This is a genomic window from Glutamicibacter sp. NPDC090743 (assembly GCF_044769125.1).
Taxonomy (GTDB): Bacteria; Actinomycetota; Actinomycetes; order Actinomycetales; family Micrococcaceae; genus Glutamicibacter.
The window spans coordinates 345,077-360,632 of record NZ_JBIVXE010000003.1 but is presented as its reverse complement, the minus strand read 5'-3'; the positions used below and the strand labels follow the sequence as shown (position 1 = coordinate 360,632).

At 61.1% G+C, this 15,556-nt stretch carries 13 protein-coding genes and 1 tRNA gene; 9 read left to right on the top strand and 5 right to left on the bottom strand.

Annotated elements, in window-relative coordinates; all coding sequences use genetic code 11:
• Positions 1–7: 7 nt before the first annotated feature.
• From ACIQTS_RS08135 to ACIQTS_RS08125, 3 genes are all read right to left on the bottom strand, one after another.
• On the bottom strand, positions 8–2,353 hold the full coding sequence (locus ACIQTS_RS08135; RefSeq protein ID WP_402472563.1) for a transglutaminaseTgpA domain-containing protein: 2,346 nt from the start codon (positions 2,351–2,353) through the stop codon (positions 8–10).
• An 80-nt stretch (positions 2,354–2,433) separates the two neighbouring features.
• Positions 2,434–3,750, bottom strand: a complete 1,317-nt coding sequence (locus ACIQTS_RS08130) for a DUF58 domain-containing protein (protein WP_402472560.1) — start codon at positions 3,748–3,750, stop codon at positions 2,434–2,436.
• Positions 3,751–3,759: 9 nt separating this feature from the next.
• Positions 3,760–4,722, bottom strand: coding sequence for a MoxR family ATPase (locus tag ACIQTS_RS08125; RefSeq protein WP_105657479.1), 963 nt, complete (start codon positions 4,720–4,722; stop codon positions 3,760–3,762).
• A gap of 209 nt (positions 4,723–4,931) precedes the next feature.
• Here ACIQTS_RS08125 and ACIQTS_RS08120 point away from each other — a divergent pair, with 209 nt between their 5' ends.
• The 7 genes from ACIQTS_RS08120 to ACIQTS_RS08090 all read left to right on the top strand — a co-directional run bounded on the left by ACIQTS_RS08120 (position 4,932) and on the right by ACIQTS_RS08090 (position 11,486).
• Entirely contained in the window at positions 4,932–5,888 is a 957-nt protein-coding gene (locus tag ACIQTS_RS08120) for a TatD family hydrolase (RefSeq protein WP_402472557.1), read from the top strand.
• Positions 5,889–6,146: 258 nt separating this feature from the next.
• The gene (locus tag ACIQTS_RS08115) at positions 6,147–7,313 is read left to right on the top strand and encodes a transglycosylase family protein (RefSeq protein WP_402472555.1); all 1,167 of its coding nucleotides are present in this window, start codon (positions 6,147–6,149) and stop codon (positions 7,311–7,313) included.
• A gap of 100 nt (positions 7,314–7,413) precedes the next feature.
• Positions 7,414–8,298: a 16S rRNA (adenine(1518)-N(6)/adenine(1519)-N(6))-dimethyltransferase RsmA gene (gene rsmA / locus ACIQTS_RS08110; protein WP_105657482.1), complete on the top strand. Its 885-nt coding sequence runs from the start codon at positions 7,414–7,416 to the stop codon at positions 8,296–8,298.
• A gap of 2 nt (positions 8,299–8,300) precedes the next feature.
• Complete coding sequence (locus ACIQTS_RS08105) at positions 8,301–9,233, top strand: 4-(cytidine 5'-diphospho)-2-C-methyl-D-erythritol kinase (protein WP_402472552.1); 933 nt, start codon at positions 8,301–8,303, stop codon at positions 9,231–9,233.
• A 154-nt stretch (positions 9,234–9,387) separates the two neighbouring features.
• Positions 9,388–10,758, top strand: coding sequence for an NAD(P)/FAD-dependent oxidoreductase (locus tag ACIQTS_RS08100; protein WP_402472549.1), 1,371 nt, complete (start codon positions 9,388–9,390; stop codon positions 10,756–10,758).
• Between the two features lie 31 nt (positions 10,759–10,789).
• The gene (locus ACIQTS_RS08095) at positions 10,790–10,969 is read left to right on the top strand and encodes a hypothetical protein (protein ID WP_332727321.1); all 180 of its coding nucleotides are present in this window, start codon (positions 10,790–10,792) and stop codon (positions 10,967–10,969) included.
• Between the two features lie 16 nt (positions 10,970–10,985).
• Positions 10,986–11,486: a GNAT family N-acetyltransferase gene (locus ACIQTS_RS08090; protein ID WP_402472546.1), complete on the top strand. Its 501-nt coding sequence runs from the start codon at positions 10,986–10,988 to the stop codon at positions 11,484–11,486.
• On the opposite strand, the gene ACIQTS_RS08085 is transcribed toward ACIQTS_RS08090, so the two are convergent.
• A complete protein-coding gene (locus tag ACIQTS_RS08085) occupies positions 11,473–11,751 on the bottom strand; it encodes an antibiotic biosynthesis monooxygenase (RefSeq protein ID WP_332503802.1) in 279 nt (92 codons plus the stop codon). The genes ACIQTS_RS08090 and ACIQTS_RS08085 overlap by 14 nt on opposite strands.
• A 110-nt stretch (positions 11,752–11,861) precedes the next feature.
• Positions 11,862–13,652, bottom strand: coding sequence for an ABC-F family ATP-binding cassette domain-containing protein (locus tag ACIQTS_RS08080; protein WP_105661906.1), 1,791 nt, complete (start codon positions 13,650–13,652; stop codon positions 11,862–11,864).
• 197 nt (positions 13,653–13,849) lie between these two features.
• On the opposite strand from ACIQTS_RS08080, the gene ACIQTS_RS08075 reads away from it, so the two are divergent.
• Positions 13,850–13,924, top strand: a tRNA-Gln gene (locus tag ACIQTS_RS08075).
• Between the two features lie 133 nt (positions 13,925–14,057).
• Entirely contained in the window at positions 14,058–15,509 is a 1,452-nt protein-coding gene (glmU, locus tag ACIQTS_RS08070; RefSeq protein WP_402472543.1) for a bifunctional UDP-N-acetylglucosamine diphosphorylase/glucosamine-1-phosphate N-acetyltransferase GlmU, read from the top strand.
• Positions 15,510–15,556 lie beyond the last annotated feature (47 nt).

Genomic DNA, 15,556 nt, shown 5'->3' with positions numbered 1-15,556 from the left:
CCGATGGCTACATGTCGATTCGCGTGGATTCTTCCGAGCGCGAATGACGCGGGTGCACCGAAGCAGGGAACAAGAATGCCCTGATTCGTTGGATAAAGGACAGCTCGCCGCGCAAATTGCCCTGGATCGCGTGCAAGGCGTCAAGCAGCGGAGCGGCATCATCAGCGCTGGGATGCCTGTTGGCGTAGAAGCTCTCTTGGATGACAGTTTTCAGGGACTGCAAATCCTTGGCGACTTGGGGATGGTCTTCGCCCAGCCGGGTAGTGTAGTCACCGGCCGACTCGTGGCTGCCGGCCGGCCCCCGGTAATCGGCCCCAATAGCCTGCAGCTCGGCCAGCAGAGCTGGAGCGGCATCAGCGCCGCCACGGCGCACGCGTCCTAGCCGCTCCTCACGCAGGCGATGGCGCCGCCACGGAGCAAGACCCAGTGCGAGGAAGGCCAGCAACAAGACCGCTGGCAACAGCCACACTGCCTTTGCGCCCTGGGTCCCAGAATCTGCGGACGGTGCCGGCGCAGAAGGCGCGGCGCTGGCCGGCAGGCTCGGGTTGCCGCGCTCGGTGGGCACTTGGGGTGCAGTGCTTTCTTGCGGGTTCGACGTAGGAGTTGGTTCCGGCGCGTAACTTGGCGAGTAGCCCCGACCCGGTGTGGGCTCGAACGGAATCCAACCCAGCCCGTTCAAATACAATTCTGGCCACGCGTGGGACTGTTTCCCGCTGACGGTATATCCGGTGAGCTCGGTACCTTCTTCCAGGCGCCGTTCCAGCATGCTCTGGGCGGTGTCCCCGGTGATTTCGAGAGTGTCTCCGCTGGCTTCACCGGGTGCATACCCCACGGCAATGCGCGAAGGGATTCCGGCTTCACGAGCCAGCAGGGCCATCGCCGAGGCGAAGTGCACGCAATACCCCTGGCGCCGGGCCAGGAATGCTTCAACAACTCGACGATTGGCCCCGTCGTAGCCTTCGCGCAGCGGGGTGCGTTCGGAGTACACGAAATTCCCGGAACGGAAGAAATGCTGCAAAGCCACGGCGGTATCAATGTCGTTGGCAGGCTTCCCCTTCTTGCCGAAAACCTCATCGAGGGTTTGCTGCAGCAACGGTTCCAATCCGTTGTCAGGATCCTGCGGAAGACGCAGGTATTCCTCGGGCAGCTGGTCGCTGGCGTCGACTCCCATGTGCCCGACGTTGCGGACCATTTGCGTGCTGATGGCCAAATCCGCGTAGGCCACTGAAATGTCGTTGGTCGATGCCATGGCGTCGCCAGTGAGCCTAGCCACCGAGGTCTCGTAGGTCCAGTTCCAATCCCCGACGATGCCCTGCACGAAATAGGATTGGTTGGGCAAAGGGAGGACCGGACTGTTGATGCCATCAGGCCAAGTCATTCGCAAGACTTCGTCGGTGCTGTTGAACGTGCTGAAATTCGTTGACACCGCGGAGGTGCCATCAAGCGTGTGCTGCATGGAGCTTTCGCTTGGTTCCCAGCGGTCTGAGGAAAGATCCTTGATCACCTGAGTGCGCAGGTAAGGCGCTTCTTCAGCCGTTGTGTAGTAGTCCAGGATGGGAACACCGCTGTTCGAGCGGAGGTCTCTTCCGAGGTTGATCAGCGGATCGACATTGCTGGCCAGCAGATCACCCGAAGGACGTTGCCCCTCGGAGAACATGCCGCTGCGGAAACCAGGCATCCAGATGCTGGCCGCCAAGAGGGCACCGACACAGGCCATCACGCTGACACCCAGAATTCCCAGCGTCCTGGGCGCAGGAAGCATCACTTGGGAATGCTTGGAAGATGCAGGGGCAAAGAGATACGGAATCAGCGCAATATAGCCGAGCACTGCCGACAACAGCAGCGCGAGATAGCCAATTCCGGCGCCTTCCTGCTTGAACAGCGACGCGATGATCGGTGCCAGAGACAAGGGAATGATGATCAGCATGGCCATGCGCCGCGAGCTGGCCAGCATTTCCACGATCAGGCTGATTGCCAAAGTGAAGCACAATACGCTGAAAGCCACAGAGCGGGAATTGGCTACCGGCGGCACCTGGGTAGCTAGCTGGATTCCCGCTTCACCAAGCACATTCCAGACCCATTGGGCGAGAGGCAAACCGTAGATGTTGCTTTCCCGGGCATCGCTGAGCGCAATGGATGCCACGGCGACGATTGCCGCAGCAGGAACAGCACTCCAGCGCAAGCGGCGGACTGCGCGCAGCAGACCGGCGCACAGGTGCACGGCGAAGACCGGGAGGACCAAGGCCGGGAACCAGCTGGAGCCTTCAATGACCCCGGACAGCGAGGCGGCACCCGCTAATACAGCGACTGCCAGGCAGCAGGCAGCAACAACCCGCACGAGCAGAAGCCGCATCGCGGGAGCCGAGCCACCGCTCGGGTCCGGATTTTCAGGAGTCGGGGCTAGAGTGCTTGCCCCAGCACGGCCAGCGCTCATCATCCCCACATCTCGTCTATCGCCATATCGCCGGGAAGAATATGCACTTTCCAACTGGTGCGAGCCAATTCAAGTTGTATCTGCCCATAGCGTTCAGGGTGGCTGACCAGCAGGAAAACCTCGACATTGCGCACGGTGCGCGAGAGCGTAGCCAGCCAAGCTGCCTGCGGCGCAGTGAGCTCTCCGAGGATCATGATGACCGGTTCTTCGCGGAACACCAAGAGCTCCTTGCGCAGGGTATTGCCCAGAATCTCGGAACCGTTGGCTTCAACTGTTCCGTTGGCCAAGGCCAGGTCCGAAGTTGCGGCATGGAAGTCTTCAAAACTGTTCAGCGCGCCGAGCTCGGAGACGCTTTGCGGGTCTCGTTGCGCCAACGAGGCCCCGGTGAGGTCCCGGAAGGCGAGCTGGTAGCCGCTAGTGGCATATCTCAGGCCGATGCTGCTGGCCAACGACAACGCATTTTCAAAGCGGCGGCTGCTGGTGAGTGCTTCGGCGTGAGCCTGCGGCAACGAGATCCTCAGATCCGATCCGCTGTGATTCCAATGCTCGAAGGAAGTGTCCAGGGCCAGAAGCGCTTGCGCGGTTGCCACGTGGTTTTCCTGGCGGACCATGAGCTTTCCGTGCCGGGCGCTGGCTTTCCAGTGCACCTGGCGGACGGAGTCGCCTTGCTGGTAGTCGCGCGTCGCGACATCGTAGTAGTCGGTGGTGGTGCTCCTGGAGAATTTCGCATCGCCAGTGAGCGTTCGTTCGCCGAGCGGGGCGAAACGATCCAACCGGTGCAATTGGGAACGCACGGGGATCTGCAGGCTCGCTCCGGTGCGCACCATTCCCTGTATCAGCCCCAGGGGGTCCACGACTATTTGCTGGGCTGGTCCCACAAGGTGGATCCCGCGTGTGCGGAACAACAATTCGTATTCGATGGAACCCGGGGCCTGGAATCGTGGGCCGGGCCCGAAATCCTCCGGCAATTGTTCCTGGATGACGGAACGCTCAGCACACGACAAGCGGAACTTGCTGACCTCGCCAACGCTGGGAACCGCCGAGAGCAGCTCCCGGTGGATAATCGTGCGTCCGCGCAGGCGCAAGGCCAAACCCCAGTTCGCCAAAGCCAACGCCACCAGGGCCAGGCCCAAAGCCATCATTTCGTGCCGGCCCAGGAGATATGCCACGAACACCAGCAGGCCGCCAGCTCCGGCAGTGCACCAACCGCGCACGGTGAACAGGTCAAGGTGCCAACGCCGCAGGACTGTCGCCGAATTTTCGGTGCGCGTCCAGGAGAGGGCATCGCGCGAATCGTAGCGGGTAATCTTCTCCATGGCTGCCCGTTAGCTCACGGGGGTGCTGGCAACAAGCTCTTGGATCACGGCGCTGGCATCCAAGCCGTCCGCAACCGCTCGCCGGGTCAGGATCAACCGGTGGTTCAGCACCATCTGGGCCACGCTGCGAACGTCTTCTGGCAAGACGTGGTCGCGTCCATGAATCGCGGCATGGGCTTTGGCCGCGCGAACCCACTGAATCAGTGCGCGAGGCGAGGCCCCCAGCGCCACCTGCGGGTGCTCGCGTGTGGCTCGGCCCAGATCCACTACGTAGGCGCCTAGCCGTTCGGTGACCGTCACCGCTTTAACCTGCTCAATCATGTATCCCAGATCAGCCAGCTGCACCACGGCTTGCAGTGCTTCCAATGGGTCGAACTGGTGCCGGCCGGTGAGCATGGTGATTTCGGCATCGCGTTGTGGGTAACCCAGCGAAAGCCGTGCCATGAATCGGTCACGCTGCGCCTCGGGCAGGGCGAATGTGCCCTCGGATTCCACCGGGTTCTGCGTGGCCACAACCATGAAAGGCTGCTCCAGCCGATGGGTGATCGAATCGACGGTGACTTGCTTTTCTTCCATGCATTCCAGCAATGCCGACTGGGTCTTGGCATTCGCGCGATTGATTTCATCGGCGATGACGATATTGGCGAAGACCGGTCCGGGATGGAAAGTGAATTCGTGAGTCTGCGGGGAGTAAACCGAGACACCGGTGACGTCACTGGGCAAAAGGTCCGGGGTGAACTGGATGCGGTGCACCGAACCATTGACGCTGCGCGCCAATGACTTGGCCAGCATGGTCTTACCGACCCCGGGAACGTCTTCCACCAGCAGGTGGCCCTGTGCCAGCAGGACCGTCAATGCGCTAGTCACCGCCTCCGGCTTGCCGGTGATGACGCTCTGGACAGCATCGAAAATGCGCTGGCAATTGGACTGGAATGCCGAATCAAGCGACGGCACTGTTCGGTTTGCACTCATGCGCGGTTCCTCCTGAAGAACGAATCGTTGGCAAGATCGATCGCCGCGGCATACATTCAATTGGGTCTTGCATCACATCATATGGGGATCTTTTGTCCAGCAACAGAGCCTAACTACCGGGAGCTGAGCACCTGATTGTCGTTGCTACCCCTAGTGGTGCCACAATTAACCACAGATTCGATCCCAGTACTCACGCGCAAAGGATAACCGTGTCCAAGAAGAAGCACACTGATCCCACCCTGGTTCCCGAGGCCTACCGCCCGACGGAAAAAGCCGCTGCAGCAGAGCAGGGGGAGCGGTCGCGTGCTTCTGGCAATGAAAAGGGCGGAAGCCAGCGCAATTTGCAGTACCCGGAAGCGCCAGAAGCGCTTCCAGTGCCAGTGGTCGATAACCATACGCATCTGGATTTCCTTGACGGAACTGTGAAGGTCACGGCTGCCGATGCCCTGGCGGCGGCGGCAGCTGTTGGCGTGAAAGGGCTGATCCAGGTCGGCTGCGACGTGGAGTCATCGGAATACGCGGTCCAGGTAGCTAACGAGTACTCGAATATCCTGGCCGCGGTAGCCATTCACCCCAACGATGCCGCGCGTCTGGCTGAACGCGGGGAGCTGGAAGGAGCGATCGCGCGGATCGAAGAACTTTCCGCGGATCCGCGGGTGCGTGCAATTGGCGAAACCGGGTTGGACTACTTCCGTACCGGTGAAGACGGACGGGGCGCCCAGGAGCATTCTTTCCGGGAGCATCTGCGCATTGCGGTGGAGCAGGGCAAGGCCCTGCAGATCCATGACCGGGATGCCCATGAGGACGTGGTTCGTGTGCTCAAGGACGCGCCATTGCCGGGGAAAGTGGTCTTCCATTGCTTCTCTGGGGACGCGGCATTAGCCCGGATCTGCAACGACAACGGCTGGTACATGTCGTTCTCCGGAACTGTGACATTCAAGAATTCGCATGATCTTCGCGAGGCCTTGGCGCTGGCGGATCCAGAACTGCTTCTGGTGGAAACCGACGCACCGTTCTTGACGCCGCACCCCTTCCGGGGCCGCCCGAACGCCAGCTACATGATTCCGTACACGACTAGGTTCTTGGCGGAAACCAAGGGGATCGATCTGGCCGAATTCTGCACCCGGATCGATGCGAATACGCGAGAAGTGTACGGAGAATTCTAGACCCGGAGGTTGTGTGTCTCGTTACAGGACACTTGCCACAAATATAACAATTCGGTTACGGTGGATGAGATGTCCGGTACCGCCCCCGCCTATTTTCGGCACGGTGTGTTCAGGACAGCCTGATCCTCACGCCTTGCTGCAAGTGGAAACACGGCGCAACTTTGACTGAAGGACAGGCAGCGAACACTGCCGGGCCCAACCGGAGATCCTGACAGGATTCCCGCAGTTGGGTCTACAAACGATGGGGACCTCATTACCGTGACTCACTTGCTCAAGAAGACCTGGGTGAAATACCTGGCTCAGGCGCTCGCCGTAGCTGTGGTTATTGCCGGTGCTGTTTTCTATATTTCTGGCCAGAAATCGGTCGTCATGTCGGTGGACGGCCAGCGCCAGGAAATCACCACCCGTGCTGCCACCGTTGGCGCACTGCTGGAACAGCAGGACGTTGCCTTGGCTGAGCGCGACGAGATCTCCGCAGCACTGGATTCCGAGCTTGCCGACCAGCAGCTTGTTGATATCAAGCGCAACAAGTCGATCGAAGTAACCGTGGATGGCACCGAGCGCGTTGTGCACACTACCGGCATGACCGTTGCCGACGTGGTTGAACAGCTCGACCTGGATAAGGATTCCGAGGTTTCCCTCGATGAGGACATGCAGCTCGCAGCCTTGAGCGATGAATTGGAAGTCATCACGCCCAAGGAAATGACCCTGGTCGTCAAGGACAAGAAGAAGAAAATCGCAACGACTGCTTTGACCGTCAAGCAATTGCTTGCCGACGAGAAGATCAAGTTCGACGGCAACGACGAAATCAACGTCAAGATCAAGGACGAAACCGACAAGGACGTCAAGGACAGCGTCAAGCTGGCCGCGGGCACCACTGTCGAGGTGATCGACGTAACGGTCAAGACGTGGGACGAAACGCGCGACATCGACTTCGAGACCAAGAAGGTCAAGGACAGCTCGTTGGATAAGGGCGACACCGAGGTCAAGACCGAAGGCAAGAAGGGCGAGCGTGAGCTGACCCTGCGCCAGGAAACCCGCAACGGCAAGAAGGGCGAGGAAGAAGTCCTCAAGTCCAAGGTCACCAAGAAGCCCGTTGCCGAGGAAATCCGTGTCGGCACCAAGGAAGAGAAGAAGGAAACTTCAACTTCCAAGAACACTCCAACCCCGGGCAGCATCTCCTCGACCTGGGCTGCCCTGGCCAAGTGCGAATCCGGTGGCAACTGGTCGATCAACACCGGCAACGGCTACTACGGCGGACTGCAGTTCTCTGCATCGTCGTGGCGCAATGTGGGTGGCACCAAGTACGCACCGCTGCCGCACCAGGCAACTCCGCAGGAGCAGATCGCTGCAGCTGAAGTGCTGCGTCGATCAGGTGGCTGGGGCCACTGGCCATCGTGCTCGTCCAAGCTGGGCCTGCGCTAAAAGCAAAAGCCGAATAACAACGCGACGCGTCCACCATCACGGTGGATGCGTCGCGTTGTTATGTTTGGATCAATCTAGCTGAACTAGAATTGGATTTGTGATGTCTAAGGAATCTTTGCCGCTGCTTGGGGCCACCGAAATCCGTCGTCTGGCCGAAGAGCTGGGAATCCGCCCTACCAAGACGCTGGGGCAGAACTTTGTGATCGATGGGAACACCATCCGCCGCATTGTCGCCGCCGCCAAAGTCGACCCATCCGAAACAGTGCTGGAAGTAGGCCCGGGCCTAGGATCCCTGACCCTGGGCATCATGGATGCCGCCGCCAAGGTCGTGGCCGTGGAGATCGATCCACCCCTGGCAAAGCGACTGCCGCAGACCATGGCCGAGTTCCGCCCTGGCCGAGAAGACGATCTGACCGTGATCCTTTCCGACGCCATGAAGGTCACCGAACTTCCCGGCGAGCCAACCTCGCTGGTCGCCAACCTTCCCTATAACGTTGCCGTCCCGGTGGTGCTGCACCTGCTGGAGCACTTCCCGTCCATCCGCAATGGCTTGGTCATGGTGCAGGACGAAGTTGCCGACCGGATGGCCGCCACCCCGGGCAATAAGATCTATGGCGTCCCATCGGTGAAGGGCGCCTGGTACGGAACCATGCGCAAGGCTGGCGTGATCGGCATGAACGTCTTCTGGCCAGCTCCGAAGATCCACTCCGGCCTGGTGGGGTTCACCCGCGACAAGGACCGCAGCGATGCCCCGGATCGCAAGGAAGTCTTCGCCATCATCGATGCAGCCTTCGCCCAGCGCCGCAAGACGCTGCGTGCTGCCCTCTCCGGCTGGGCAGGCTCCGGTGCTCGTGCCGAACAGATCCTGGTAGCAGCGGGCATTGATCCGAAGGAACGCGGCGAGAAGCTGGATATTGACCAGTACATCGACATTGCCCGTGCCGCACAGGATATTCCCGCTGAAGCTCCAGCTAGCGAGGCATGAGCATGTCTAAGCAGCGTGTCATCGCGACCGCACCGGGCAAAATCAACTGCTACTTCAAGGTCGGTCCTCCTCGCGAAGACGGATACCACGAAGTGGCGAGCCTCTACGTCGCGGTCTCCCTGGCCGAGCAGATTGAAGCGACGCTGCGCACCGACGGGGAATTGCAGCTGAGCCTGGAACCGAATTCCCCTGTGGTCTCCGAACCGGAAAGCTTTCCGCTGGGTGCAGGCAATCTGGTGCACCAGGCAGCCCAGCTGCTTCGCGAGCACACGGGCTGCAGCCTCGGAGCGAACCTGCACATCGCCAAGCGCGTCCCGATCGCCGGCGGAATGGGTGGAGGCTCTGCAGACGCGGCGGCCACGCTGGTAGCCTGCAACGAATTGTGGGGAACCGGGCTGGACCGGGAAGAACTCGGCCGCTTGGGCGCACGCCTCGGTGCTGACGTGCCTTTCGCCTTGATGGGCGGGGCCGCCATCGGCCTGGGCATCGGCGACAAGCTTGCCCCGTTGCTGACTCGTGCCAAGACCCATTGGGTGCTGATCCCGGCCAGCTTTGGCTTGTCGACCCCGCGAGTCTATGGCATGCTCGATCGCTTGCGTTCCGGCACGGAGATCGAAGTCCCGCAGGAAATCGATCCAGCGGTCATCGAAGCGCTGATGGCTTCGGACGCGCCAGCGTTGGCCCAGGTACTGGCCAATGACCTGACCCAGGCTTCCTTGGCCCTTGCCCCGGAACTAGGCACCATGCGCGATATGGCAGAAGGCGCCGGTGCCCTGCGAGCCATGGTTTCCGGTTCGGGGCCGACCTTGGCTCTGCTGGTCGAAGATGCCGAGCATGCTGAAGAGGTCATGGCCCAGCTGGGCGATGAGGTGGGCGTCGCTACCATCCCGGTGACCGCTCCAGCGGCCGGAGCGCACATTACCGTTTCCGAATAATTTTTCCGGAAGTCCCTGTCTGGCCTTGGGCCGGGCAGGGATTTCTTGCATCATTTTCCGCCACCCCTCTTGTTGCTCCCTGGGCCCGGCCCTAGGCTGAATCCCAAAGCAATTATTGAGAGCCATTCATTTTGGATCTGGGGCGGAATACAACATGCTCAATGGACACGTTTCGCACTGGTGGGAAGACATCGGCCTGCCAGAGCCACGCCAGCAATTACGCGGTCAGGGCACCGCAGATGTCGCCATCATCGGTGCCGGGTTCACCGGACTGTGGACCGCCTATTACCTGGCCAAGACCAACACGGATCTTCGCATCACGATCCTCGAAGCCCGGCACGTGGGCTACGGCGCCTCGGGGCGCAACGGGGGATGGCTGACCAACACCATCACCGCTGGCCGCGAACGCTACCTGAAATCCCATGGCAGGCAAGCAGTCAATGACTTCCAGCTGGCCATGAACCGGACCGTCGCCGAGGTCATCGAGGTGTGCGCTGCCGAGGGGATCGATGCAGATATCCTGCAGGGCGGCGAACTCGAAGTTGCCTACACCCCTGCCCAGGAAAAGCGCTTGCGCGCCGATGCCATGGCCGACGCGCAATGGGAACACACGCAGACCGAATTGCTGGAAGCCGAGGCAGCGCAAGGCAAGATCAACGTCGCCAATGCCCGGGCCGGGCTGTGGCATCCGCACGCGGCCAGAATCCATCCTGCAAAATTGGTACGCGGACTCGCCGAAGCCGTGGAGCGGCTCGGCGTACGGATCTATGAAAACACCCGCGCCACCACACTGCGCGCACGCCGCATCGAATTCGACGGTGGGTCATTGGACGCCGAGTACATCATCCGTGCCACCGAAGGGTTTACTGCCGGGCTAGCAGGACACAAGCGCTTGTGGCTCCCGATGAATTCGTCCTTGATTGCCACCGAACCGCTAGCTCCATCCATCTGGGACGAACTGGCATGGAACAACGGCGAGGTGCTGGGGGACTACGCCCACGTCTACATGTATGCCCAGCGCACCGCGGATAACCGCATTGCCATTGGAGGCCGGGGAGTGCCGTATAAATATGGTTCGCGCACGGATGCCGATGGCCAGACGCCGCAAAGCACTGTGGAGGGACTGCAGGAAATTCTGCACCGCATGTTCCCGCAGACCCGGAATTCGAGAATCGATCATGCCTGGTCCGGGGTACTGGGCGTGCCGCGGGACTGGGCCGCTACCGTCGGGCTGGACCCGGCGACCGGACTGGGCTGGGCCGGCGGCTATGTCGGCACCGGGGTCGGCGCAGCGAACCTGGCCGGACGAACCTTGCGCGACTTGATCCTCGGGGAAAGCACTGAATTGGCCAATCTGCCGTGGGTCAATCACCAGGTGCGCAAATGGGAGCCGGAACCACTGCGCTGGCTGGCAACCAAGGGGCTCTATGCAGCCTATGGTGCCGCAGATCGAAGCGAACTGAAGGGGCGGGGGAGCTCCTCGCCGCTGGCCGTGCTGGCCGATAGAATCACCGGAAAGCCTTGAGCGCTGGCACACTGGGGCATAGGCTGTGGCCATGGGACTTGATAAACGTGGAATCTATGTGTGCGCACTAGCACTTGTGCTCATTATTTCTGGCGTCTTGATGATCACGCTGATGCAGGCCGGAATTCTTGGCTGGGCACTGCAAGCGGCCGGAATCATCGTCATGGCCTTCTCGGTGGGTGCGGCGCGTGCGCCCAGGGCCCGTGCCTGAGGTGCGCGAGGAGCCCATGGGCGCCTGCAGCTTGTCGGCACGCGGCCAGAACTACCTGCTGCGCGAAGCACGGGCTACGGATCTTGCCCAGATCATTGCCTTGATGGCAGATGATGAGATCCGTCCTGCAGAGCATGCGGACGCTGGGGACGCCGGGGAACAGTATCTGGAGGTTTTCAACGAGATTCACGCAGACCCAGCGCATACGCTGATCGTGGTGGAGGGCAATGACGGAGCCATTGCCGGTACGATGCAGCTGACCATGTTGCCTGGTCTTGCGCGCAGGGGAGCGAAGCGGATGCAGATCGAGGCAGTGCGCGTGGCCAGCGCGTTGCGCGGCGGGGGCCTGGGAACGGAAATGATCCGCTGGGCCATTTCCGAAGCCGAAAGCAAGAGAATTCCGCTGGTCCAGCTGACAAGCGACGCGCAACGCCAGGACGCGCACCGCTTTTACGAGGGGCTAGGATTTACCGCGTCGCATGTGGGCTTCAAAATGTACCTGGCTATAAGCCCTTGATCTTGTAGATTCGTTGCAATCCGGAGGTAGCCTGGCCCCATTCGCTCTTCGCGGCCCGCTGCTGGTGGGCCTGGAAAGCGGCACTGTCTTCGAATTCCTCGTGCACCAGCCAGACCCAGGGATCGCCGGTTTGCGTGACAGAGAAAGAAATGCAGCCGTTTTCCGCCTTGGTGAGGCGTATATGCTCCGGCAGCAATTTCTCCACCAATTCAGCCTCAGCCGCGTCCGCGCACAACAACCGGCCCTCCATGATCACAATTCCCATGTTCGCCAGTCTGCCACGATCTTTGGCGGATGGGGCAAAAACTCGTGGATCAGCGAAGGGCTCGGAAACCGAAAGTTTCCGAGCCCTTCGCCGGCGTCAAGGCAGAAGCGCTATCCGAGCAGCTCGGACAGTTCCAGCCAGCGCTCTTCCAACTCGTCGATCTGCGATTGGTACTCGTTGATCTCAGCGGTGAATTTGCCCAGCCCTTCATAGTCGCTCTGGTCATGATCGGCCATCTTGGCGTGGACCTTGGCGATCTTTTCCTCTAGCTGGCCGACCTTGCGTTCATTGGCATTCAGTTCCTTCTGCGCGGCACGCAGCTCTGCGCCCGAAGGGCCAGCAGGCTTGGCGGCAGTTTCGGAAGAAGCCTGCGAAGGATTGGACCCGCCAGTGGAACCTTCGGCAGCTCGCAGCAACAGGTACTCGTCCACGCCGCCGGGCACGTGGCGGAAGTTGCCGTTCAGGATCGCGTACTGCTGGTCGGTGACGCGTTCGAGCAGGTAGCGGTCGTGGGAGACCACGATCAAGGTGCCGGGCCAGGAATCCAGCAGGTCTTCCAGGGCCGCCAGCATGTCGGTATCGACATCATTGGTGGGCTCATCGAGGATCATCACGTTGGGCTCATCCATCAGGATCATCAGCAACTGCAAGCGGCGGCGCTGGCCGCCGGAGAGTTCAGCAACCTTGGTCGACAGGTGTGCCGAGGAGAAGCCCAAGCGCTCCAGCAGCTGGGCCGGGGTCAGGTCCTTGCCATCCACGTTGAACGTGGTGCGGTAGCGGGCGAGGATTTCGCGGACCTTGTCCTGGCCGATCTGCTCCAGTTCGCGGAACTGCTGGTCCAGCACGGCCAGCTTCACGGTCTGGCCGCGCTTGATCTTGCCGCCAGTTGGCTCCACGGTCCCGGCGATCAGGCCCAGCAAGGTGGATTTGCCGGCACCGTTGGCACCGAGCAGGCCGGTGCGTTCGCCCGGGCCGATGCGCCAGGTGAAGGGCTTGAGTACTTGCTTGGCGCCGAAGGAGACCTCCGTGTCCAGCAGGTCGATGACGTCCTTGCCCAGCCGGCTGGTGGCCATCTTCTGCAACTCCAGCGGGTTGCGTGCCGGCGGGACATCGGCGATCAGCTGGTTGGCTGCCTCAATGCGGAACTTCGGCTTGGAGGTACGGGCCGGGGCGCCGCGGCGCAGCCAGGCCAGTTCCTTCTTCATCATGTTCTGGCGCTTGTTTTCGGTGACCGCGGCGATGCGGTCGCGTTCCACGCGCTGCAGCACGTAGGCGGCGTAACCGCCCTCGAAGGGCTCGACCAGGCGGTCGTGCACTTCCCAGGTGGTGGTGCAGACCGCGTCGAGGAACCAGCGGTCGTGGGTGACGACCATCAGGCCGCCGGCGTTCTTGGACCAGCGGTTATTGATGTGCTCGGCGAGCCAGGAGATGCCTTCGACATCCAGGTGGTTGGTCGGTTCGTCCAGGATGACGACGTCCCAGTCCTGCACCAGCAGCGCGGCCAGAGCCACGCGGCGGCGCTGGCCGCCGGAGAGGGTGCTGACCTTCGCTTCCCAGTCCAGGTCTGCAACCAGCCCGGAGATGATGTCGCGAATGCGCGCTTCGCCGGCCCACTCGTGGTCGTCCATCTCGCCCACCACGCAGAAGTGCACGGTCGCTTCGGGATCCAGGGTGTCCGACTGGTCCAGCACGCCCACGCGCAGGCCGTTGCGCTTGGTAACACGCCCGGAGTTGGGCTCGATCCTGTCGGAGAGCATGCCGAGAAGCGAGGACTTGCCTTCGCCGTTGCGACCCACCAGGCCGATGCGGTCGCCATCGGAAATGCCGATGGTTACCGAGTCGAAAACGACATGGGTGGGATATTCCAGATGTAGGGCTTCGCCCCCGAGTAAATGAGCCACAATTTCCATTTTACGTTCCGGGAGCAAATCGAGGCCCTGGCGGGACCATCTGAGCGTGTGCCGTGCCAGGGGGCTTGGGCAGTTTAAAGCAGAGAATAAAAGTGAGTTTTGCTACGGTGTTTTGCGATTTCGCACATTGGGCTGATCATGGCAGAATAATTAGCGTGCTTGTCGGGCATGACCTGAGCAAGCCATTTTCCGCCCTGGTGTAATGGCAACACGCCAGCCTTTGGAGCTGTGCATTCTAGGTTCGAATCCTAGGGGCGGAACCAATGATGAAGCGTCACGCAAGTGGCGCTTTTATTTTTTAACCAGTTTCAGCGCACCCCGAAGCTCGCGATAGACTTGCTTTGAGGTTTTACTTCTCTGCCCAAAACCTTGAATCCAATTTGCAGGAGAATGCACTTGAGTGATCAGGTCAACGCACCAGTAGCTGTCATCGTCCTAGCCGCCGGCGCTGGCACTCGCATGAAATCGGCGAAGCCGAAGATCATGCATGAAATCGCAGGTCGGTCCATGATTGGCCACGCACTCTACGCGGCTTCCGCGTTGGAGCCGCAGAACCTGGTAGCGGTGGTCCGCCACCAGCGCGATCTGGTCGCAGAGCACATTCTGGGACAGTTCCCTTCCATCACCATTGCCGACCAGGATGAAATCCCGGGTACCGGCCGCGCCGTGCAGTTGGGCTTGGAAGCTGTGGACCCATCGCTTGAAGGCACCGTTGTGGTGACCTATGGCGATGTGCCGTTGCTCACCAGCGAGGTGCTCCAGGAACTGGTTGCTACGCACGAGTCGAACCGCAACTCCGTGACCGTGCTGACCACCGAATTGGATGACCCTAACGGCTACGGCCGCATCCTGCGCGATGAACAGGGCGAGGTTGCAGGAATCCGCGAGCAGAAGGACGCTTCGGCAGAAGAACTGCTGATCAAGGAAATCAACTCCGGCATCTACGCTTTCGATGCCCAGATCCTGCGTTCGGCGCTGACCGAGGTCACCACCGAAAATGCGCAGGGCGAAATGTACCTGACCGATGTGCTCGCCATCGCCCGCGCACGCGGTGGCCGCGTCGCCTCCTCGCAGATCGCTGACCGCTGGCAGATCGAGGGCGCCAACGACCGCGTCCAGGTTTCCAATCTGGCCCGCATCTACAACGAGCGCAAGACCGAATTCTGGATGCGCCAGGGCGTGACCATCGTTGATCCGGCGACCACGTGGATCGACGCTGACGTCATGATCGGCCAGGACGCCACCCTCAAGCCAGGCACCCAGCTGCACGGCGAGACCATCATCGGCGCCAATGCCACTGTTGGCCCGGACAGCACCCTGACCAACGTGATTGTTGGCCAGCGCGCTACCGTGAAGCGCACCGACGCCACCGACTCGCGCATCGCTGATGGCGCCTCGGTTGGCCCGTTCGCCTACCTGCGTCCCGGCACCGACCTCGGTGCGGATGGCAAGATCGGCGCCTTCTACGAAACCAAGAACGTCACGATTGGCCGTGGCTCCAAGCTCTCGCACCTCGGCTACGCCGGAGATGCTGAAATCGGTGAATTCACCAATATCGGCTGCGGCAACATCACCGCAAACTACGATGGCGAAAAGAAGCACCGCACCAAGATCGGTTCGCATGTGCGCACCAGCTCCAACACCGTATTCGTTGCCCCGGTTGAAATCGGGGACGGCGCCTACACCGGAGCCGGAGCCATCGTCCGCAAGAACGTCCCGGCCGGTGCCTTGGCACTGTCTGTGGCACCGCAGCGCAACTCCGAGGGGTGGACGCTGGAAAAGCGCCCAGGCACCTCCTCGGCTGACGCAGCGTTCAAGTCCTCGCTGAACTCTTCGGCTTCCGAGTAATTCAGCTACAGACTTCATTTCCTCGACAACAACCTCATACGTGATAG

Bases quoted from the DNA above. Each gene is read 5' to 3' on its own strand.
- ACIQTS_RS08135 (WP_402472563.1), bottom strand. From the start codon at position 2,353: ATGCGGCTTCTGCTCGTGCGGGTTGTTGCTGCCTGCTGCCTGGCAGTC.
- ACIQTS_RS08130 (WP_402472560.1), bottom strand. From the start codon at position 3,750: ATGGAGAAGATTACCCGCTACGATTCGCGCGATGCCCTCTCCTGGACG.
- ACIQTS_RS08125 (WP_105657479.1), bottom strand. From the start codon at position 4,722: ATGAGTGCAAACCGAACAGTGCCGTCGCTTGATTCGGCATTCCAGTCC.
- rsmA (WP_105657482.1), top strand. From the start codon at position 7,414: ATGTCTAAGGAATCTTTGCCGCTGCTTGGGGCCACCGAAATCCGTCGT.
- ACIQTS_RS08105 (WP_402472552.1), top strand. From the start codon at position 8,301: ATGTCTAAGCAGCGTGTCATCGCGACCGCACCGGGCAAAATCAACTGC.
- ACIQTS_RS08100 (WP_402472549.1), top strand. From the start codon at position 9,388: ATGCTCAATGGACACGTTTCGCACTGGTGGGAAGACATCGGCCTGCCA.
- ACIQTS_RS08095 (WP_332727321.1), top strand. From the start codon at position 10,790: ATGGGACTTGATAAACGTGGAATCTATGTGTGCGCACTAGCACTTGTG.
- ACIQTS_RS08090 (WP_402472546.1), top strand. From the start codon at position 10,986: ATGGGCGCCTGCAGCTTGTCGGCACGCGGCCAGAACTACCTGCTGCGC.
- ACIQTS_RS08085 (WP_332503802.1), bottom strand. From the start codon at position 11,751: ATGGGAATTGTGATCATGGAGGGCCGGTTGTTGTGCGCGGACGCGGCT.